We start from the raw sequence: 23,535 nt of genomic DNA on the forward strand, positions 1-23,535 counted from the left end.
TACATTAAAATTATAACTATCTTATAATGAATATATTAAAAATAAACATGCTGAGGTTTTGTTTGGTTTTTTTTCGGTGTAAAGTTAGATTTGCTGAGGTTTTGTTTGGGAGTATAATTCCGAATAGTAAAAAAACATGTTTAATATTACTCCGAATTACTAATTAATTAACCAAAATTTTAGAAAAATGAAATTATTAAAAACATTTATTTTTTGTATTTCGTCACTATTATTCTCAGTTTATGGTCATGCACAGGATGCTACCATAAATGGAAAAGTACTTGACGATAAGGGGATGTCAATACCAGGGGCAACCATAGTACTAAAGGGGACTACATCATCAGTTTTGACAGACTTTGATGGGAAATTCCAAATAAAGGCTCCAAAAGATGGAACTTTGACAATCAGCTTTATTGGATACAAAACCGTACAAGAAGCAATTAACGGGAGAAATGAAATTCAAGTTAAACTGAACTCTGACACACAATCCTTAAATGAAGTTGTAGTTGTTGGTTATGGTTCTCAAAAGAAGAGTGTTGTTACGGGTGCAATATCTTCAATAAAGGCTAGTCAGATAGGAAATTTATCTGTTGCAACGACTTCCCAAGCATTGCAAGGACAAACCGCTGGGGTTACTGTTTTGCCACAATCGGGAGCTCCTGGGGCAGGAGCCAAGATTCGTATCCGTGGGGCAGGATCAAATGGTAATTCTGACCCTATTTATGTTATAGATGGAATGCGTACAAGCAACATTGATTTCTTAGACCCAAACGATATCGAAAAGATGGAGATTTTAAAAGATGCCGCTTCCGCAGCTATTTATGGTGCTGATGGTGGTAATGGTGTTGTAATGATTACAACTAAAAAAGGGAAATCAGGCACTATGAATGTGTCATATAGTACGCAATACGGCTTTCAATCATTAAGAAGCAATTTAAAGATGATGAATGCTGACCAGTATGTACAATGGATTGATGAAACTAAACCTCCTGGAAACAAGCCAAATGTAGCGGAATGGAAAGGCAAAGAAGGCACAAACTGGATTGATGAAACTGCTGAAAATGCTGCGCCTATACAACATCATACTCTTCAGGTTTCTGGAGGAAATGAAATATCAACATTTTTACTTTCAGGTAACTTTTTTACTCAAGACGGACTTTTTGGGGGAGATAAGACCAATTTTAATCGTACAACAATGAGGTTTAACTCAAATCACAAAGTAAGTAAGTATTTAGAAGTGGGTGAAAACTTTTCTTATTCCATAAATAAACGTAAAGCTTTCACTGAAGATGATAGTTTTAATGGTATTATGAATCATGTTTTGTTGATGGATCCATTAACTCCAGTTTATTATCCAAGTGGAACTGCATTACCGCAACATGTACAGGCTGCATTAGCGGCGGGGTATCCAATACTTACCAATGAAAAGGGAGAATATTATGGTTTATCAAACTATATTATTGGAGAAATGGCCAACCCTATTGGGCAAATCGCACTTGATAATGGTCTCTCACAAGAAACTAAAATTATTGGTAATGTGTTTGCTAATATCAAGCCTTTTGAAGGATTTGTTTTTACAACACGTTTTGGGATTGAACAAGCATTTAATAACTATGATGATTGGACTCCAAAATATTGGTGGAATCAAAACAAACAAAACACTACAAATACTAAAATATACAATCAAGGGATATTTAAAACATGGCTTTGGGAAAACTTTGCTACCTACAGCAAAAAAATTGACAAGCATGAATTCTCTGCTATGCTGGGAATGTCAGCCCAAGATTCAGAAAATCGTTACTTGAATACACGTACATCCGGTATGATTAAAGAAGGAGATCAATGGGCGCCTGTTGGTGAAACTCCTGTAGCAGGAACTATTTCGGGTAATAAATATCCAACATCGATGGATTCTTATTTTGGGCGTATTACTTATTCATATAACGATAAATATTTGTTTCAGGCTTCTTTGAGAAATGACAATTCTTCGCTTTTTGCACCAAATAAACGAGCGGGTTATTTCCCCGCTGTATCAGGAGGTTGGGTGTTATCAAATGAATCATTTTGGAAAATGGAATCTATAAACTACCTTAAGTTAAGAGGTTCTTGGGGTCAAAACGGTTCAACTTCTAATATTGGAGCAGGCCAATGGAAAGCCCTTATTACTAAAGATGGTTTAAAATACCCAGATGCACTTGGTAATTATCATACGGTTGGAGAACTTAAAGCCTTGGCAAATGAAGATATAACATGGGAAACAACAGAGCAAACCGATTTTGGATTTGATTTAAGAGCTTTTACCAACAGATTGACACTAGGTTTTGATTATTACAACAAAGTAACCAAAGATCTATTAACGCCTTCCTCTCCTCCATTATCTACAGGTTACCCAGCTCCTTACGCTAATGCAGGAGATGTAACGAACAAGGGTATTGAAATAGAATTAGGATGGAGAGAAAAAAGAGGTGATTTCAATTATGGCATCAACTTTAACCTAACTACTATCAAAAATGAAGTAACGTATTTGAACCCATTACTTGACAGAGTTGATGGAGCAAGCCTTCCTGTACTAGGAACTATCACCTCTTTTGAGTTAGGTAAACCAGTTTGGTTCTATAGAGGATATAAAACAAATGGTATATTCCAAAATCAATCAGAGGTTAACGCTTATAAAACATCTTTGGGCGGTGTTACAACGTGGTCTCCAGCACCTGGTGATCCAATTGTAGTAGATGCCAATGGTGATGGCGATATCAACGACCAAGATAAAACATACATTGGGGATCCACATCCAGATTTATTGATCGCAACAACTATTGATCTTGAGTATAAAGGATTTGATCTCAAAGTATTTTTGCAAGGCGCTTTTGGAGGAGAAAACTTCATGGCACTAGCCAGAGTTGACAACCCAACTACTAATCGTCCATCCTACTTTTTTACTGACAGATGGACGGGGGAAGGAAGCACCAATAGCTTCCCAAAAGCTTCGTACAGTGACCCAATCATTTATTCAAGTGATTTAATGGTTCAGGATGCATCTTATGTGAAAATAAAACAAATTCAATTAGGCTATAATTTAAACCGGGAATTAATCAAAAAAACGGGAATGACTAGTCTGAGACTATATATATCGTTAGATGATTACTTTACATTCACAAAATACAAAGGGATCGACCCGGAAGTAGGAAGTTTCTCAAACAACTCTCAAGGTATTGATAGAGGTTTGTATCCTAACGCAAGCCGTTTAATGACAGGCTTATCAGTAACATTTTAATTTAATGACTATTATTATAAATATATAACAATGAAAAAATTAATTTATAAATTATCGGTTATTGCAGGCCTAGTTTTAATGCTAACATCCTGTGAAAAAGATTTCTTGGATAAACCAATTTATGGTGTTCTGGCGGCAGAAGATTATTTTAAAACGGAAGAAGAATTACAAGAAGGTGTATTTTCTTGTTATGATGTTTTACAATGGGCTTATAATCAAGACTGGAACTCAATGTATGTTGTAAAATCATTTCCTTCTGATGAATCCCACGCTGGGGGGGCGTCAGATGCAGATCAGCCACCATACCAACAACTGGACGACTATTCTTATACCTCAGAGAATAAGCCAATAGAACATTCATTTCAAGCTATGTATTTTGGTATAATGAGAGCGAATGCAATTATTAATACAGCAGAGGGCGATACACCAGTAAAAATCAAAATGATAGCAGAAGCCAAGGCTTTGAGAGCGTATTTCTACTTTGAATTAGTTTCAATGTGGGATGGAGTGCCATTGCGTTTAAAGCTTCCATCACCAGCTGAATATGTAATTGCAAAATCTACACCTGAGGAGATTTATACGCAAATACATAAAGATTTAGATGAAGCTATTCCAGATCTTCCTAAAAAGAGTGAGTATTCCCCTGAAATGCGTTTTAGAATGTCACAAGGTACTGCTTGGGCTTTGAAAGGTAAGGCTTATTTATATCAAAAGAAATATTCAGAATCAGCAACTGCATTTGACAAAGTTATTCAATCAAATGAGTACGGTCTTGCTACAGATTACTCAAAGATATTCTTAAAAGAATCCGAATATGGTATAGAATCCTTATTTGAAATTGGCTATGTTTCTACTGCAGGCTATGATTGGGGAAATTTCCCATGGGCAAGCCGTGCAATGGAAAGTAATATTAACTGGCAGTTGATGGGGCCAAGAGGTGATTATTTCAAAAGCGGAACCTCTGGCCTTCAAGGGGGTTGGGGATTTAACTATCCAACAGCTAAAATGGCGCAGGCATTTGATGCAGAAGGTGACATGATTAGAAAAAATGCTTCTATATTATCAGTAGCGGATCTTAGATCGAAATATGGCGGAGATTGGACAGAAGACTGGACAAAACCAGACCCGGTTTGGGGAATGGAAGGTTACTTTAGACTTAAGTATGGTACATTAGCCGCTGAAACTGATGGACCTATTACTGAATTGAATTATGGAACAAACTTTAGATTAATCAGATATGCTGACGTTTTATTAATGGCTGCTGAGGCGAAATTTTTAGCTGGAAATATTGCAGGAGCTCAAGTGCATTTTAATCAAGTACGAAACAGAGTGGCGCTGCCGTTTAAAGTAGTTTCGATGGATGCAATTAAGACAGAGAGAAGATTGGAATTGGCATTTGAAGGATTTAGATTTCTTGATTTAATTCGTTGGGGAGACGCTTCCACTATATTGAAAAATCAAGGTTTTAATAAAAATGGCAACTTTGCAGAAAAACATAAATTATACCCAATACCTGCTGCAGAGGTTAACAATAATGATAAAATCATACAAAATCCAGGTTGGTAATTAATATTAAAATAATTAATTGATTGAAAAATAGTTGTTTAAAGTCAACCAACTTTACAAAAGGTCTCCTGCAACTGCAGGAGGCCTTAATTTAAACAAAAACAATTATCCCTAAATTTTGGATTTTTTTTGAATCCATTTTCAATTTGACATTTATAAAAGATTAAATGTTTTTTTATTTCTATTTACAGAGATTCAAAAATAAAGCAAAACATAGAAAATTAATAATTTCAAGAATACCAGATTAAATAGCGTTACTGTAAAATGCATTTTTAATTAATTGCTTTACAACTAGTAGCCAAGGTTGCTAATTGTAAATCAGCTATTAAAATTGTACGAGATTAGAATTAAAATAGTTTGCAAAATTCTAGCAGTAATCAAATTACCTATTGAAATAGGGTATCCAGAAATAGTAAAGAATATATTTTGATTAGTTTGGTTAGTTAGGATAGCCCATACATAGTTATTTATACCTATGGGCTATTTTTTTATAAACTACATATAAATATCAAAAATAAATATTGATAAAAATTAAATTAATATATACTTATTAGATTACAATACAATGAAAAAAGACAACCTATTATTTTTTTGCCTATTCCTTTCCTTGGCTCTTTTTGCCCAACAGAATAAAAACATAAAAAGTCAAAAAGGATTTAGCACAAATGGTGCAAAAATTATAGTTTATACTACCGCAGAAAACACGGAATTACGACTAAAAAAAACAAATGAATTAACATTTGTAACATCAAAGCAACCTTTAGAAAGTGAAGTTTCCGTTTTTGTTGAGCCTAAAAAAACGTTCCAAACCTTTTTGGGTATCGGAGGCGCAATCACCGATGCCAGTGCTGAGGTTTTTGCAAAATTGACAAAAGACAAGCAGCAAGAATTTATGAACGCCTACTATAATAAAGAAAAAGGAATAGGTTATTCGTTGGTAAGAACAACAATTCACAGTTCAGATTTTAGCAGTGGAAGCTATACGTATATCAAAGAGGGAGATGCCGATTTGAAGACTTTCAATATTGACCACGACAGGCAATATCGTATTCCAATGCTAAAAGAAGCCATAAAAACTGCTGGAGGAAAATTATTGGTTTATGCTTCACCATGGAGTCCGCCTGCTTTTATGAAAAGCAATAATAATATGCTAAAAGGAGGCACATTACTGTCGGGGTTTTACCAATCCTGGGCAAATTATTATACAAAATTTGTCAAAGCGTATGAAAAAGAAGGAATCCCAATTTGGGGTCTTACGGTACAAAATGAGCCCATGGCTGTCCAAACTTGGGAATCTTGCGTGTATACTGCTGAAGCTGAAAGAGATTTTCTGAAAAACTTTCTTGGTCCCACAATGAAAAAAGAAGGTTTGGGAGACAAGAAAATTGTGGTTTGGGACCATAATCGCGATTTAATGAATGACCGGGCAAATGTTATTTTTTCAGACCCGGAAGCTTCAAAATATGCCTGGGGAATGGGATTTCATTGGTATGAATCCTGGGCAGGCGGAGTATCCATGTTTGATAATGTTCGTAAAGTTAAGGAAGCATATCCAACTAAGAATTTATTGTTCACTGAAGGTTGTGTTGAGAGTTTTGATGCCAAGAAATACCAATTTTGGGCAAACGGTGAACGATATGGTACTTCTATTATCAATGATTTCAATAATGGAACGGTGGGCTGGACGGATTGGAACATCCTTTTAGATCAAAACGGAGGGCCAAATCATGTAGGTAATTTTTGTTTTGCACCAATTCATGCCGACATCAATTCAGGGGAATTGATTTATACACCTTCGTATTATTATATAGGTCATTTTTCGAAATTTATTCGTCCAAATGCTAAAAGAGTCAGCACAGCTGTAAGCAGAAGCAATTTATTAAGCACTTCATTCCTGAATACAGACGGGAAAATGGTTACAGTGGTCATGAATCAATCTGATAAAGAGATTACTTATAATTTGATTATCGCTTCAGAGAAAACAATCATAGTAATTCCTGCACATGCTATTCAAACATTAGTTTATTAATCATTTTTTTGATGGCTTTAGTCAGCATAGTTTTGAATAAAAATAATAAAATCTCCTTCTAAAAACCAAAAGCATCTAATTCAAACTGCTATGGTCAATATTTAAACGAAAATTATAATATGATGAAAATTAATTTAAAAAATCCTAATAATCTAAGAACTACTAAATTGATAGTTTTTAGTTTAGTCATCAATCTTTGGACTTTTACAGGTTTTGGACAGCCTTATGTCAATACATATGTAAAAAACAACTTAGTTGAGCAGAATCTTTATATCGGGATGGCTAGTGACACCTCCTCACCTCCTGACTTTGTTGAAGCAAAAGAGCGATTGCCGGAGCCTTTTTGGAGTGTCAGACCTGATGTAATGAAATGCTATTGGAGAACATGGAAAATAGCTTTTTCAAATCTTAAACAAGTCAATAAAAACAGTGGTTTTGTTTCACCATTTATCGATCCGGCTTTTAACGGAAATATTTTTATGTGGGACTGTAGTTTTATGACTATGTATGGCAAATACGCCAAGCCTGTATTTAATTTCCAAAATACATTAAATAACTTTTATGCAAAGCAACATAGTGATGGATTTATATGTCGTGAAATAAGAGGGAGTGACGGCAGCGATTGTTTCGAACGATTTGACCCTTCCAGCACCGGTCCTAATATTATGCCATGGTCGGAATGGGAGTATTTTTTAAATTATAATGATACTAATAGGTTAAAAAAAGTTTTTCCCATACTTCTGGCTTATTATGAGTGGTTTCATACTTATCGTTCCTGGCCTGATGGAACCTATTATTCAAGTGGATGGGGTTGTGGAATGGATAACCAACACCGAATGTCCAAAAACTTTAACGCAGCATGGAGTCACGGATTTTTGTCATGGATTGACACTTCATTTCAAGAAGTTTATTCGGCTAAAATACTTGTCGAAATGGCCAAAGTGCTGGGGCGTGAGAACGATGTTATTGATATTAAAAATCAAACTGACAAACTCTCCAATCAAATAAACAATTATATGTGGGATGAAAAAGATAAATATTATTTTGACCGATTTAAAAATGGAGAGCTAAGTAAAACTAAAAGTATAGCATCCTATTGGGGATTATTAGCGGGTGCAGTTCCGGAAAATAGAATTAATGATTTTGTTAAACATCTTCAGGATACTACAATGTTTGCACGTAAGCACATGATTCCAACCCTATCGGCCGATGACGCAAATTTTGATCCCGGCGGAGGGTATTGGAATGGAGCCGTTTGGGCTCCTACCAATTACATGGTATTACGTGGTCTCACTAAATACGGATTCGATTCGTTGGCTTACCAGATAGCCATTAATCACCTGAATAATGTTGTTGAAGTATTTGATAAGACAGATACTCTTTGGGAAAACTATGCACCAGATAAAGTGCAAGGGAATGACCATTCGAATTTTGTTGGTTGGACAGGTTTAGTCCCAATCAATGTATTATTTGAATACGTATTTGGCATACGTCCTAATGTGCCAAATAATGAATTATTAATTGATGTGAACTTAACTGATGAATATGGGGTTAAGCATTATCCTTATGGTGAAAATGGAAGCATTGACATACAATGCAAAAAACGAAAAAATATACGAGAGAAACCATCTATGATAATTACTTCAAATGTGCCACTTAAATTAATTGTAAAGTGGTCAGGGGGAAAATTTATTAAAGATATTAATATAGGGAAAAACAATTTTTAAATTATCTGGAAATTATTCTTAACAACTATTATGATATAACTCGTATGCATTGAAAAATTTAATATATCAGTTGAAAAAAATTACTTGACTTGAACCACGAGATTTTACGATTAATCAATTCTTAATTTAGAGCATTTTGCAAAACTAATTAATCTTTTTAATTAAGTTTCTCTAACCAGATTATCAGAATTTCACAAAATTAAATTAAGACGCACATGCTATAATAATCCTCAATAAACTGGTTAAATATTTGAATGCTTCCGCTACTAAGACAAAGCTTCAGAGAAATCTGGAGCTTTTTTTGTTTTAAATGTCTTGTCCTAAAAAAGGTTGACTATAATTAATAAATTATGTCAATAGAAATTATCATTACTGTTTTTTTAGTACAATTAGATACAAAATTAAAAAGAGCTGTCGGCAAAACAGCTCTTTTAGGTTTTTCAAATAGTGTACAAGCTTACTAATTCAAATACTTCTAAAATAATAATGAATGAAAAACCAATAAGTATAATAAAACCGCTGAACGGTCTAAGGTTTCGATTTCATAACTACTTCTACAGTTTTAGGCTGTGCAAAAAACTGCTTCGCAAAAGCCTTTATATCTGATACGGTTATTTTGTTTAATGTTTCCAGAATGGCTCCAACATTTTGGGCAAAATAAAAGCTGACACGGTCTTTTGGAAACGCATTATGGAGTACATAATATTTCATTCCGTTTTTTAGTTTTCCTGAAACAACATCTTTCCTCAACGGAATTGTAGTGGAAAACTGGGCAGTGCTTTTTAATCCGAGTAAAAGGATAAAAGTCCAATATTTTGATTGAAAGATTTTCATTTGATATTTATTTTCTCGGTATCTTTTGTTTTAAACACATAGAAGACACATAGCTTTTATTTTTTTTTGAAAAGATTGTAAAAGAGAAACTCATTTCTCAACACATAGTTTGAATGCCTGCTATGTTTGTTTAAATAAATGAAATGCCTCTTTTAAAATCTCAAAAAATCTATGATTCTATGGGGAAGTAAAAAACTAAACATAACTTTATATTATTTCTTAAAGTTTCGAACTCCTTCCTGAAGCCACTCATAATAGCCGTTAATATCCGGATTATAAGCAGAAGGTTTGTTTAGATCATTTTCTTTATGATCCATTAAAACGTAATAAGGCTGAGCATTGGTTTTGTATTTTAAAATCTGCAGTTCACTCCATTTCTGTCCTGTGTATTTCAAGACTTTACCGGTAATTTTAGAAACAACCTGTTCTTCAATTGGAAGCGGTCTTTTGTCATCTACATATAAAGAAATCAAAACAACATCGTTATTTAAAACATTCAAAACTTTAGGATCAGGCCAGACGCGTTCTTCCATTTTACGACAGTTTACGCAGGCATATCCTGTAAAGTCAATCATTATAGGTTTGTTTACTTTTTTGGCGTAAGCTAAACCCTGCTCATAATCATGAAAAGTCGGGATTCCGTTTGGACCGCTTTCTGCACCTTCCGGCAGTGCTTGTTTTTCTGTGCTCTGCGTTGCTGCATTTCCAAAACCATTTGGTGACTCACTGTATTGTTTTGCCGGCGGGAATCCGCTGATGTATTGTAACGGAGCTCCCCAAAGTCCAGGAATCATGTAAATTACAAAGGACAAGACGACAATTCCTAAACTCAATCTTCCAACAGAAATATGAGTTAGGGGCGTATCGTGCGATAATTGGATTTTCCCAAATAAATAAAGAGCCAGTACAGAAAAAACAGCAATCCATATCGCAAGGAAAACTTCTCTTTCTAATAAATGCAGTTGTAAAACTAAATCGGCATTACTTAAAAATTTAAAGGCTAAAGCCAATTCTAAAAAGCCCAAAACTACTTTTACAGAATTCAGCCAGCCTCCCGATTTAGGAAGTGAATTCATCCAGCCTGGAAATGCTGCAAATAAGGCAAATGGCAATGCGATTGCTAATGAAAAACCAAGCATTCCGACTATTGGTGCAATTCCCGCCTGACTTGCTGCCTGAACTAGTAAGGTTCCTACAATTGGTCCCGTACATGAAAATGAAACTACAGCTAAAGCTAATGCCATAAAGAAAATACCAAGAGCACCGCCAATTTCTGATTTCTGGTCGATTTTTGTCAGCCATGAACTTGGCAGTACAATTTCGAAAGCTCCTAAGAATGATAACGCAAAAATCAGTAAGAGAAGAAAGAATACTATATTAAAAACAACGTTTGTAGCTAAAGCATTTAGAGCATCTGCACCGAAAATGGCTGTAACCAGACTTCCCAAAATCACATAAATCACGATAATAAAAATACCATACATCACTGCATTTTTAATTCCTGCAGCTTTGTTTTTACTCTGTTTGGTAAAGAAACTTACTGTCATTGGAATCATTGGAAATACGCAGGGCGTAAACAAAGCCGCAAGACCTCCTAAAAAGCTGAGAAAAAATAATGTCCATAAACTTTCTTCAGGGGCTGTTTTTCCTGTTGAAGCTTTTTCGGCGGCATTATTTACGCTTTTAGGAATGTCTGTGCCGGCTGTAGAAACAGAATCTGTTGTGTTGTCTGCGGTATCCTGTTTAGCAGTAGATTCTTCTTTTGCAGGCGAATCACTATTTTTTTGAGCTGTGCTTACCTCTGGAATTTCTTCTTTTTGAACCAGCTGATCTGATTTTTTGAATGTGAATTTTACTTCCTTATCTGTTGGCGGCAAACAGCTGTTATCATTGCAGACCATAAAAAATATGCTGGCATTAATGGTAAAAGCATCTGCAGATTTTCGTTCTATCTTTTGTGTAAAAACTGCTTTGTCTGCAAAGTATTTAATCCTCATCTGAAAAACCGGATCATCTACTTCATGTCCCTCCGGTTCTGTAACACCTCCAATGGTTTTAAAATTTTTCGATTTAGGAAAAGTAAAACTCGTTGGTGCCGGTCCGCCTTTTGGCACATTCTGAGAATAAATATGCCAGCCTTTATCAATCTTGGCAGTTATGATCAGGGTATATTTATTCTCTCCAATTTCTTTTATGGAAGAAGTAAACGAAACTGGATCGTAAATTTGGGCAGTAAGGTTACTTACCGCAAAGAAAATTGCGATAAAAAGAAATATTTTTTTCATGTTATTGGAATGTTTAGAATTGCCTTGTGCAGCTTTCAATCCGCAGCATGGGAAATGTTTTTCAGATCATTATTTTTTATACCTGGAGAGAATCCACTTAGAGATATCATGTAAAACTTCGGGGGCAAAAACCTCATCAATTTCTTTACTTTCACTCTGCTTGCAAGTTATGCAGTGCTGATACATATGATTGAGATCCGTATAGATTTTGGTTGTGACATCGGTACTTTTGAGGTATTTTTTAAAACTTTCCAGATTTTCCTGTGCCGGAACCTGAATATCTTTGTCTCCATTTACAGCCAAAACCGGAATTTCAATTTTTGGCAGATAATCCTTTGGATTGTAATGAATCGTGTAACGGTACCATCTTCGTTCTGCATCTTTACCGTAACGGTATATAAAATCTTTCTCACGTCCGCCCCACATATGAATCTCTTTCAGAGTAGTCGAATCCTGTGTTTTGATCCATTGGTCAAGTTTTAGCTGCAGTACCGGTGTTACTGAATCTGATGCTTTTGTATCGTAAACGGCTTTAAACATGATGTTATACATTTCCATTTGTTTACTGACCACCTTGTCCGAAAAACCAAAATTCTTCAGAATTGCCGTGTTTTGCAGGTTCAGCATTTCAAGTCCGCTTACTGCAACACCTGATAAACTCACCATAAATTTTACATTTTTATTTCTTGCACTGACAATTGAGGCGATCATGCCGCCTTCGCTGTGGCCGATTAATCCAATATGAGAAGCATCAATATTTTTATCACTTTTTAAGTACGCAATCTGTGCATCAACATCATCGGCAAAATCTCCTGTTGTTGCATTTTTAAAATCCCCGGACGTCTTACCTGTTCCTCTGTCATCAACCCGCAGAGAAGCAATTCCTTTTCGGGCCAGTTCATCAGCCAGAACCGTGAAAAATTCCCTGCCCATATACGTATAATTGCGGTCATGCTGTCCAGTTCCGGAAATTAAAATCGCCAGAGGATACTTCTTTTTATCCTGTGGAATTGTTAAGGTTGCTCCATAGGTTAGTTTGGTGCTTTTTCCCAGAAAAGTCATATCAATAACCTGATACGGATATGGCTTTTTAGGATGCTGCGCAAAGTACAAAGGCTGTATTTCTTTTTCCTTCTTTAAAACAACTGCTGTATTTGGAATAGAGTAATAATTAAAAATTCCTGAAATGGCATTTTTCTCCGGGTTGAATTTTCCTTTAAAAGAAAAACCATACATCTCATTTTTAAAAGATATGCTGTCTCCTTTTACTTCAGTAACCACTTTTTTATTGATTTCTAATTCGGGCATACTGACACTCAGCGAATCTGTCTGATGGCTGTCCATATTTCCCGATAAAATAATACGGTACGAATGATGCTGGCCCTGCCAGATAGTTTGTGCAAAACTATACTGGCTGGTCATCATCAAGAAAATTAACGATCTTAAAAGAAGGTTTGTTTTCTTTAAATTAACTAATTCTTTCATTATTTTTTCTCTGACTTTAAGTACTCAACAATAATTGAAATTTCATCCAGCAATTCACTTGGACTTCCAAAATAACCGTTTGACATCCAGCGTAATTTTCCGTCTGCATCAATAATCATTTTCTCTGGAATCCCAGAAAATTGAAATGCTTTCGAGTACTGCTCATACACTAGATCTAACTTTCCTGTTTTTGGGTTTTTCCCATCATACAGCACATTAAAGTCAAATCCTTTTTCTTTGATAAATGCCTGGGTCTGCTCTTTAAAATCTTTGATGTATTCCTGAGTGTCTACAAAATAGAATTTTACGTTCGCATCGTTTTTATATTTCTCAACTGCCATCTGCATTCCCGGCATGGCATTCTTACATGGTCCACACCACATTGCCCAGAAATCAAGTACTACTATTTTTCCCTTTTGATCAGCCAGTTTAACTCTGCCTCCTTTGCTGCTTTCTAAATCAAAACCTGAAATAGGAAGGTTTATCAATTCTGAAATGATTTTCTTTCTGTGCTCTTCAATATTACTCAGAGATTTTAAAGATTTCAAGTACCCCTCAAATCCTGCAGCTGCACCGCCTTCTTTTAGGTAAATTTCTTTTAAGGAAGCCAACATCTGCGGCGTTACCTGATTTTGTTTTACTGCAAGTGCCATATAATTTTTAGCATCGGCTGTTTGTTCTTTTCTCAAGAGCATTCTGGTGTAAACCTCATTATATACAGCGTCATTGTACCCGTACAAAGCTTTAATTTTGGCCAAATATTTTTCTTCTGTATCATAGTTTTTTGTGCTTTCAGCCAATTTAGCATACGTAAAATATTCCCTTGCCATCATTTGTAAAGCCTGGCCTTGCCATTCTTTCAAAGATAATTTTCCAGCAAACATTTTTGGAACATAGGTTAATCTGTTTTCCATTTCTCCCATAAAAACATCGGCATACTTTTTTAAAGTTTCTATAGAAGCTTTTTCGGTTCCTTCATGATCTCTGTCAAAAGGAATAGATACTAAATGCCAGTGATAGTCCAATAAGTTTGTAAAAGAAACTGATTTTACACTGTTAAGAGCATAATTGTAATCTTTATTATTTACGATATAGCCATAAACGATTGATTTAATCATTTTATCATAATACAAACTTTCTACATCAGTGTAAACATCTTCAAATTTGTTTTGCGGAAAGTTCTTATTGAATTCAGCATATAATTTTACTTTTTTAGAAAAATCAGGTTCCTTAAATATTTCCTGAATTTCTTTGTCTCTGGCTAAAACCCCAAAAGGATATTTCGTTACTAAAACCTTTTGAACAGAATCTGTAAATACTTTGTTTGTCGAATTATCTAATAAATACAATGTTTTTTGAATATCATATTGTGTTGTATTATCCAGATTCTTTTCGGCTAATAAGCCACGTAATTCTTTCTTGATTGCTACAGACTGATCGATACCAGTTGAAAGCTGTTTTAATTTTAGTCCGTAATAAAAAACTTTTTTACGGCTTTCGGGATGGTATTGCAATTCATAATTGATCCACATCAAACCAACCTGGTCAGCAATGTATGCACTGTCGCTCACCACATTTGGAACTTCATTTTGAAAGGCCCTGCTTCTCAAAATTCCCCAGCCTGTATATGCTCCCGGAACTTGTGCAAACATGTAAGCGTGAGGCATTCTTTCCCCTCTGTCAACTATTGTATCGGATTTGAAAACACAGTTAATAAACGAAGCATGATCTGAAAGCTTCATTTTGGCTTCCCATTTTTTATCTCCTGCGGCTTTTAAAGTAATATCGTTTGTAATCCATTTAAAATTATCATAAGTATATACAACCCCATTTACATACATGGCATTTGCTAATGGGCCGTTGGCGGCATTATAGGTTATGGTAATCTCATCACCTGGATTCGGATGTTCAGGAGACAGAACAATTTTCAGCATCGGTGCTGCATCTTGAGCCAATAAACATGTTGTGATACTTAGAAAAAATAGTACCAATTTTAATTTTTTCATTTTCTTTTTTTTGAATTTAGTGCACTCAAAAAAATTGAGTGCACATTCTTAATTAACTTAATTATGGATTCTGTTGTAAGTTTGGTGCATATTCAAAATAAATTGGGGCAAAAGGCATTTGATAACGATCACTATTTGGGGCAAGTGTAAAGGTCTGTCCTGCAAAATCATGAGTAATGGTTTTGGCAAATTCGGGTTCTTTGTTTAAGCGTTTCAAATCAAACCATCTAAAACCTCCGGTTCCCATTAACTCTCTTCTTCTTTCTGCTAAAACTTTGATTAAAGCGTCTTTGCTGTCTGCTGCAGTCATAACAGTATATTGTGCCGCCCTGAATCTTTTTTGTCTTAATTTATTTATTTCGGCCATTGCTAAATCTCCAGAACCTGCTCTTGCAAGACATTCTGCTTTTATCAGCATCATTTCAGGAACTGTTGGTCCTGCATTTCTGCTTTCTCCCGTTAAGCCTTCTTTTGAATACGTTCTTCCTAAAGTATATTCCGAATTAAAACTGCTTGATGGCTGTGTAAACAATACGTAGCGTAAATCATTGGTATCAAACGAATTGATCAATTCATTGCTTAACGATAATATTTGCGGTGCATAAGAGTAAGTACCATATCCATTCCATTTTGATAACATCAATTCTTTATCTAATTTTCTTGTTGGATAAGCAGCGAATTCATAATCTTCCAGATTTATAAGTGTACTTTGTATAGCTAATGCTTTTTCGGCATTTTCTAAAGCCAGAGGATAATTACGCATATACAAATAGGTTCTCGCCAAAAGTGCATATGCCGATGCTCTGGATGGAAATGCCACATTATTACCAGAATTTACAGGTTTTAATCCTGAATTTACTGCATCATTAAGATCGCTAAGAATTACATTATAAGCGTCCTGTACAGAACTTCTTTTGATATCATCTGAAACAGTTGGTGTTGTAAAAAGAACAATTCCAAGATCTGTAGCCGAAGTATTGGCATCATACGCTTTTCCAAAAGTATTCACCAGAGTAAGAAAAATAAAGGCACGATGTACTTCTGCTTCCCCTTTTATGGCTGCTTTCTCGGCTTCCGTTCCATTTGTACTTTTCATTACTTCATTGATCACTATATTAACATTGTATAATGCATTATACAGATTACTCATATCATAATCCGTCTCACCGTCAAAATAGACAACATCAGACCATTTATACAAATTAGTAAAAGGACGAAGGTAATCTGCAGCCCCTAATGCAGTTGTCTGTGCCTCATTCTGAAAACTGATATCATCTGATGGTATATCTACATTACCATAAGTTTTGTCTAATACAGATGTATTGTTTAGAAGATATCGGTAGTTTGATGTTTCCTCAGGTATTAGTTTCCCTTCTGTTTTGATATCCACATAATTATCACAACTTAAAACAAGGGCTCCTACCGCAGCAATTGCAATATATTTTAAATATTTTTTCATCTTTAAAAAATTAAAAATTAACATTAAAACCAATTGAATAGATTGCCATTGCAGGCAGTTTCATATTAGTTCCTGTATAAGGTAAAAAGTCAGGATCTAAGCCATCTTTATTTTTTCTCCAGAAGAAACCAAGATTTCTGGCAGTAAAAGTTACAGAAGCCCCTCTTACTATTCCTCTGTTAATAAGGCTTGTCATATCATATTTTAACGAAAGTTCTCTGAAACGAATATGATCTCCATCTATAATCTGATCTTCCCCATAAATATATCTTACATAACTTAATCCTGTTGAACCCTGAATTCCTGGTACAGAAGTTGTGGCTTCATCACCTGTTTTTCTCCATCTTTGGTCGATATCAGTATTTAAATCGTATTGGTTAAATCTTCCTTGTCTGTTAACGTAACCTCCGTAAGTTGGTTTAAACAATACGTAATCAAATTTGTAAGTAGCCAAAATGTACAATGACAATTTTTTGTAATTGAAGGTGTGGCTGAAACTTCCGTAATAAGAAGGGATATTGGTTCCCATGTATTTCATATCCTCAATATCTTTTAGAGAAGTAAAAGAATTTACAATTTTGCCTGATTTGTCATACACCTGAGTTCTTCCCGTTGCGTCTAATCCTGCTGATCTAAAAGCAAAAATACTGTTCAGTGGGTAGCCTTCAACAGGTGGCGTTGTTCCAGAGCCATTTAAATACTGGCTGTAATTTTGAAAACGAGAATCCGTAACTTCTGTCTTATTGAATGAAACTACAAGAGCCGAATTCCATGAAAAATCTTTTGCTTTAAGGATGGTTCCGTTTAAACTTAAATCGATTCCATGTCCTGCTAAAGTTGCTGCATTTTGTACCAACATATTATTTGATGTACCATAAAAGGGTGATACAGGGAATTCTACAATTAAATCTTTGCTGTCTTTTTTATAATATTCAACTGTACCGTTTAATCTGCTGTTTAAGAGCGAGAAATCTACTCCAAAGTTTAAAATCCCTGTTTTCTCCCAACGTAAATTTGGATTTGCAGGCTGCGAGATAAAAGCATAAGGCTGCTGCGAAAAATTATCTAAATCACTTATACTAATATTTGTAAAAGGAAAAACCTCTAAGTTGATATTTCCGTTAAATCCGTAACTCGCTCTTAAAGCTAAATCATTAACTAAATTTACATCTTTAAGAAAAGATTCTTCTTTAATATTCCACTTTGCACCTGTAGACCATAATGGCGTTCTTCTTAATTTTTTATCTACCCCAAAATTGTTATAATCGTCTAATCTGGCACTTCCTGTAAGCGTATATTTATTTTTGAAAGTGTAACCTGCATTAGCATAATAAGATAAAAATCTTCTGTGGAAATCTTTATGCACATTACCATTACTTATAGTATAATTATATCCGTTAACATCTACATAATTTTTTGACGGGATATCTACAGAAGTCTGCGTTTTTGAATTGTAGCCATAGAGTGTTCTCGAATCCTGGGTTTCTCCAGTCTCTCTTGCTTCAATACCTCCCATAGCATTAATCAAATGATCCTGACCAATTATGCCGTCATAATTTAATTGTCCTCGCATTGTAGAACTAGTTTTTCCAAATTTATTACTTTGAAAAATCCCTCCTAACGGAATTCCATATACTAAATCGCCGTTACTGTTTATTGACGTAGCAGAATTGATCATATCACGAGCGAAATATGTATTTTCGTTATACATATTATCATTTGATGAAGTTGAAGTTTCTACAGAATACGTACCCACAGCATCTAAACCTTTTAATAAAGGAAGTGTAGCCGAAACGGTAGCACCAAAATTTTGCTCATTTATGGTATTATCCTTATTATTTAATTCATCAATATAATTGTAAGTCCACGGCAAATATCCGGCTTGTTCTAACGGAATAGTTTGTCCGGCATAAAAATGACGATAATAATCAACCGAATTACCATTATCTCCAACAATCTGGTTATAAGGTAATAAAGTATTCGATGACATTCCTAACGGAGAAAGTCCTAAACTATTTTCATTGTATTTAAAAATAGAACCTCTTAGACTGGTTGTTATTTTTGCATAATTAAAAAGCTTAAAATCCTGATTAGACAATAAAGTCAAACGTTGTCCGTCACTTCCTTTTGCCTGAGTTTCTTCTTTAGAATAGGATCCTGACATGAAATAAGAATAATCATTCTCTGCTCCGCTAAAAGACAAATCATAATTCTGGCTTGTTGAAGCTTGCAGCAAATACTGCTCTGCCTGACCATAAGTATTACGGTTACGTAAAACATCTAACCCGGCATCTCTCTGAGCCTGTGTTATCTGACCGCGTTTGTACTGAAACATCAAGTCCATACCCTGGCTTACTGGCGTTGTAAGCATGTATGTTACACTTGCCGGATCTGTAACTAAATTTTTATCTACAAATTCCTGTTCTAAATTTAAGACCTGAGCCGAATTCATCAATGGTAATTTTGATAAAGAAGGTTTATTAGAGAAACCGTAATTTTGAGAAAAATTAATTCTGGTTTGTCCCTGTTTTCCTTTTTTGGTATTAATTACCATTACGCCATTTGCTGCTCTTGCACCATAAATAGAAGCAGCTGCTGCATCTTTTAAGAAAGTAATTTTCTCTATATCATTTGGATTTATCGTTCTGATGTCCAACTCTGTAGGTGTTCCGTCAAGTACAATTAATGGCATTGCATTGGATGTGGGCGATATAGTAGATTTTCCTCTGATAGAAATATTATAAGCTGTTTTTTCAGACCCCGAACCAAATTTTCTTCCATACACAAAAGTATTATCGGAATCTAATAATTCTAACTGAAGACCAGCAACCTGACCTTCTAATCTGTGTAATACGTTATTAACAGGAACTTTTTCTAAATCCTTTGCTGTAATCACCGTAAAAGATCCCGTAGAACGTTCTTTATCTATATTTTGATATCCTGTTGAAACTATCTTTACTTCATCTAATTTGCTTACATCTTCCAACATAATCGGATTAATAATCAAACTGTCCGTAACTGCTACTTCTAATTTTTTGTAACCCATATACTCAAAAATCAGAACATCCCCTTTTTTGGCCATAATTTCATATGAACCGTCAAAATTGGTAATAGCACCATCTTTTGTGCCTTTTACCCAGACAGTTGCACCTATTAAATATTCTTTTTTTGAATTGGTGACAACTCCCTTAATCTTTACTTTTTCATCCATTACAGAACTTTGGACTGTCTTTACTTTTGGGTTTAATGCAATAACAATCAGCTTGCTATTTACAAATTCTGCCTTATAGCCCTCACCAATTAATTGTTTAATTACTGCCATAACATCGGCATTATTTACAGCTATATCAACTCTTCGTTGTGCATCAAAAACGTCATCGCTGTAGAAAAACTCGACATTCGTTTTTTTAGTAATTGATTTTAAAACACTTGCAACAGACTGATTTTTAGCCTTTAGACTTAATTTCTGGGAATATGCAAAGACAGCTATACTGCTAAATAAAATGGATAATATTAGGGATTTCCTCATAATTGAAAGAAATTTATCCCAAAGAGCGGATTTTACCCCACAATCTTTTGCGGATAGGTTTTTTTTCATACTTTTAAAATGTTTTGGTTGGTTAATGGATTTTGAACTCTTTTTTTCGACTGAACAAATACTCGCCGGGAAATACTCGTAATATTTTCCGGTTTTTTTTATTTACTTAGTTACGGTTACTTCATAGTTTTGGTTTATTTTGGTTATTTTATATTTCACATTCGATGTTTTACTGATAATATCCAGAAGATGATCTATAGGTTCCTGTTTTAAAACAATCCCTGTAAACTTAATCTGCTCCAAAGATTTATTCTCAAACTTCACATTAAAGTTGTACCATCTGGACATCTTGGCCAAAATGCTTTTCAGGCTTTCGTTTTCAAAATAAAACCTGCCGTCTTTCCATGCCGTGTACGCAACAGGTTCAACTTCTGCTACTTTGATCTCTTCATTTTTATGATATATTCTGGCCTGCTGTCCCGGGGTTAAAATAATGGACGTTTTTTCTGAATCATTGGCAGTACCTGAAACCTTAACCTTTCCTTCCGCCAGAGTTGCGGCAAATACCTGATCTTCCGTATAAGAACTCACATTAAAGTGTGTTCCTAATACCGTTACATTACCTGACTTTGTTTTTACAGTAAAAGGACTGTTGGGATTTTTGGCCACTTCAAAATAAGCTTCTCCCTCAAGGGTTACTGTTCTTTTGTGTGCGCTGAATTCTACTGGATATTTCAGGGATGATTTTGAATTTAACCAGACTTTTGTCCCATCAGAAAGGTTTACGGCATAGATACCGCCCACAGGAACTATTAAAGTATTATCTCCCGTTGAAGTTGTTCCGTTTAAATCTTTGGCATCATAAACCAAAACGCTGTTTACATTCGAGATCACACCGTTTTTAGAAACAATTTTTTCTTTTTTTGGTTCTAAGGAAACAACCGTTCCATCTGCCAAAACCAAAGTTGGGTTATGGTATACTGGAGCAATGCTTCGAACTACTATTTCCTCCTTTTGATCTATATCACTATTTCTAAAAACAAATACAGCAGCAAGCCCCAGCAGGATCATAAAAACTGCAGCGTATTGTAGAAATTGCCTGTAGTTGAATAATGCAGTAACAGGTGCGTTATCCTGGTTGATCTTTTCTCTGACTCTTGCAAATGCGGCATCTGTATCGATACTGCTATAAAATGCTTCTTTTGATTTTAAGGTTTCAAAACGAATCAACTTTTGATAATACTGCTGATTTTCCGGCAGGGAAAGCCATTGCTGCAGTACAGCATTTTCTTCCGTCGATAAACCGCCCTCGGACAGCTCTCTTCTTATAAGATCAGCAATTACAAATTCTTTTTTTCCTAAAGGCATATTTTTAATATTAAGTATCTATTACTAACACTTTAACTAAATGTTATATAAGTAAGAGTACGAAACACTAAAAAAGGGTGGAAAGATTTAAGTTAAATTTTCAAAAAAAATAAAAAAAACAGTAATTCCGGATAATTTGTAAGTTTTGTCTTTAACAATTCGATAGCACGTGAACGCTGAGACTTTACGGTGTTTATAGAAATATTAAGTTGTAGTGCTATATCTTTATATTTCATTCCTTCTAAGCAGGAAAGTTCAAAAACTTCTTTACATTTTTCTGGTAAAGAATCTAAGGCAGTGATCAGGACAGCATATACTTCTTCTTCGAGAATATTAAAATCAAATTCAAGAATATTATCAGAGACTGTATCCTCAATATTAACCTTTTTTTGTTGTTCTTTTAATGCTCCCAGAGAACCGCTTTTGACCATTTTATAGATATACGATTTCACATCATCAACTTTTTCAAATTTTAAACGGTCCTCCCATAATTGCAGCATGACATTTTCAACTACTTCTTCTGCTTCAAATTTATCCTTCAAATATTTAAAACTATAGCTTACAAGTCTTGGATATAAGGAATAAAAAAGTTCCTTATAGTATGCCTCATCAATTTTAATATGTAGTTGCTCTGGATTAATTTCTTTCTGCTTTTATTGTGGCAAATATATATTTTTAATAAATAAAATAGCAAAATCAGGAAACAATTGACATGAAATACATAAAACCATTGCAAAAAAGCAGGAAAATAAACACTTTTCACAAGATTAATCTAATCTAAAAAAATTATAAATAGAAGTTAGTTACTTCAACAATATAAACAAATTCAAACTTTGTAAAAGCAAAAGCCACTCAATTTAAGTGGCTTTTCTTATTTGGTACATCCAAGTATATAGGTACCCTTAATTATTTTAAGGATTAAGCTATGATTATTGTTTTTTTTCTAATAAAGTTTTTACCAGAATTTTTAATTCTTCAATTTCTTTATTTTGTTTCTCGTTGATTTTGTTTTGCTGAATGATATATAATGTTAACTCCTCAATTTTTTCTTGTTGAATTTTAGTCATTTCACCAAGTTTTAGTCCATTTTCCGTAACTTCTTTGGCAGAGGGTACGTTTTGTAAATGACCATTGATTGCAATATAAGTTTCAACTTCTTTTAAGCTTGGTAACTTGTATTCTTTGTTAAAAACGTAATCTGCCCAAGTATTATAAACCTTAATCTCCTCAGCTCTAATTTTTCCTTTTACTGACAAGCGATAAGTTTCTGTTCCATCTGTAAAATTATAAGTTCCAATCCCAATATTCGAATCTGTAAGAATGTCTCCTTGTATTAAGGAACTTCCTTTAACAACAAACTTATGTGTAGCTATAATGGGATCGTTTGCCCAACCACCAATAATTACTTTACTATTAGGTTTTCCCATCTGTAGATAAGCACCTTTTATATCTCCATAATCTTTAACCTTAAAAAACTCTGCTTTTTGAGCATCATTTAATACAAGTTCAGTAGTAGAATTTTCAAATAAATTAACGACAAATCTTTCTTTACCTGTTCTGTCTGACATATTAAACCCAATTAACTTTACATCATAAGGACTAGCCATTGACATATCATACATATTAAACAAACGGCGATTCGGATAAGCGGGATTTATCGCTCCTCCCGAAAAACAAATACTTTCATCAATTCCAGCATCCCAATTAGCAAAAGTTTGATTACTAAACTCATTTCCGGAAAAGATTCCTTTTGTCCCTTTTATATTTCCTATAACTTCTAATTTCTGGGTTGGATTGTTTATACCAATTCCTATATTAGTATTTGTTGTTGGAGAATTGGGTAATACATTTGATGCGCCACCTGTTCCAGTACTAATTTGAGCTTGAGATAAGAAAGTAACTAAAAATATTAAAAAAGTTAATTTAAAAGAATTGTTCATATTATATTGTTTTATACATAGTTA

Annotated in this window: 13 protein-coding genes; 4 read left to right on the forward strand and 9 right to left on the reverse strand. The window is 34.5% G+C overall.

Annotated elements, in window-relative coordinates; all coding sequences use genetic code 11:
- The first annotated feature begins 187 nt into the window (after nucleotides 1-187).
- From PMI10_RS05940 to PMI10_RS05955, 4 genes are all read left to right on the forward strand, one after another.
- Complete coding sequence (locus PMI10_RS05940; protein ID WP_007805635.1) at nucleotides 188-3,274, forward strand: SusC/RagA family TonB-linked outer membrane protein; 3,087 nt, start codon at nucleotides 188-190, stop codon at nucleotides 3,272-3,274.
- Between the two features lie 105 nt (nucleotides 3,275-3,379).
- The gene (locus tag PMI10_RS05945) at nucleotides 3,380-4,840 is read left to right on the forward strand and encodes a RagB/SusD family nutrient uptake outer membrane protein (RefSeq protein ID WP_238539450.1); all 1,461 of its coding nucleotides are present in this window, start codon (nucleotides 3,380-3,382) and stop codon (nucleotides 4,838-4,840) included.
- 565 nt (nucleotides 4,841-5,405) lie between these two features.
- The gene (locus PMI10_RS05950) at nucleotides 5,406-6,869 is read left to right on the forward strand and encodes a glycoside hydrolase family 30 protein (protein WP_007805637.1); all 1,464 of its coding nucleotides are present in this window, start codon (nucleotides 5,406-5,408) and stop codon (nucleotides 6,867-6,869) included.
- A gap of 122 nt (nucleotides 6,870-6,991) precedes the next feature.
- Nucleotides 6,992-8,596: an MGH1-like glycoside hydrolase domain-containing protein gene (locus PMI10_RS05955; RefSeq protein ID WP_050992429.1), complete on the forward strand. Its 1,605-nt coding sequence runs from the start codon at nucleotides 6,992-6,994 to the stop codon at nucleotides 8,594-8,596.
- A gap of 528 nt (nucleotides 8,597-9,124) precedes the next feature.
- Here PMI10_RS05955 and PMI10_RS05960 read toward each other — a convergent pair.
- From PMI10_RS05960 to PMI10_RS21585, 9 genes are all read right to left on the reverse strand, one after another.
- Nucleotides 9,125-9,430 carry a hypothetical protein gene (locus tag PMI10_RS05960; RefSeq protein WP_007805640.1) on the reverse strand — a complete coding sequence of 102 codons (306 nt, stop codon included), beginning with the start codon at nucleotides 9,428-9,430 and terminating at the stop codon, nucleotides 9,125-9,127.
- Between the two features lie 212 nt (nucleotides 9,431-9,642).
- Entirely contained in the window at nucleotides 9,643-11,715 is a 2,073-nt protein-coding gene (locus PMI10_RS05965) for a protein-disulfide reductase DsbD family protein (protein WP_007805645.1), read from the reverse strand.
- Between the two features lie 69 nt (nucleotides 11,716-11,784).
- Nucleotides 11,785-13,200 (reverse strand): alpha/beta fold hydrolase, encoded by a 1,416-nt coding sequence (locus PMI10_RS05970; RefSeq protein WP_007805647.1) that lies wholly within the window; start codon nucleotides 13,198-13,200, stop codon nucleotides 11,785-11,787.
- Nucleotides 13,200-15,206 carry a TlpA family protein disulfide reductase gene (locus PMI10_RS21580; protein WP_007805649.1) on the reverse strand — a complete coding sequence of 669 codons (2,007 nt, stop codon included), beginning with the start codon at nucleotides 15,204-15,206 and terminating at the stop codon, nucleotides 13,200-13,202. The genes PMI10_RS05970 and PMI10_RS21580 overlap by 1 nt, the downstream gene beginning before the upstream one ends.
- A gap of 61 nt (nucleotides 15,207-15,267) precedes the next feature.
- On the reverse strand, nucleotides 15,268-16,665 hold the full coding sequence (locus tag PMI10_RS05980) for a RagB/SusD family nutrient uptake outer membrane protein (protein ID WP_007805656.1): 1,398 nt from the start codon (nucleotides 16,663-16,665) through the stop codon (nucleotides 15,268-15,270).
- 10 nt (nucleotides 16,666-16,675) lie between these two features.
- Nucleotides 16,676-20,263 (reverse strand): SusC/RagA family TonB-linked outer membrane protein, encoded by a 3,588-nt coding sequence (locus tag PMI10_RS05985; RefSeq protein WP_007805657.1) that lies wholly within the window; start codon nucleotides 20,261-20,263, stop codon nucleotides 16,676-16,678.
- 102 nt (nucleotides 20,264-20,365) lie between these two features.
- On the reverse strand, nucleotides 20,366-21,571 hold the full coding sequence (locus PMI10_RS05990) for a FecR family protein (protein ID WP_007805658.1): 1,206 nt from the start codon (nucleotides 21,569-21,571) through the stop codon (nucleotides 20,366-20,368).
- 92 nt (nucleotides 21,572-21,663) lie between these two features.
- A complete protein-coding gene (locus tag PMI10_RS05995) occupies nucleotides 21,664-22,212 on the reverse strand; it encodes an RNA polymerase sigma-70 factor (RefSeq protein ID WP_081491445.1) in 549 nt (182 codons plus the stop codon).
- A gap of 288 nt (nucleotides 22,213-22,500) precedes the next feature.
- Entirely contained in the window at nucleotides 22,501-23,511 is a 1,011-nt protein-coding gene (locus tag PMI10_RS21585) for a hypothetical protein (protein ID WP_007805660.1), read from the reverse strand.
- Between the last annotated feature and the right edge of the window lie 24 nt (nucleotides 23,512-23,535).

Origin of the sequence: Flavobacterium sp. CF136 (genome assembly GCF_000282055.1) — a bacterium.
Lineage (GTDB): Bacteria > Bacteroidota > Bacteroidia > Flavobacteriales > Flavobacteriaceae > Flavobacterium.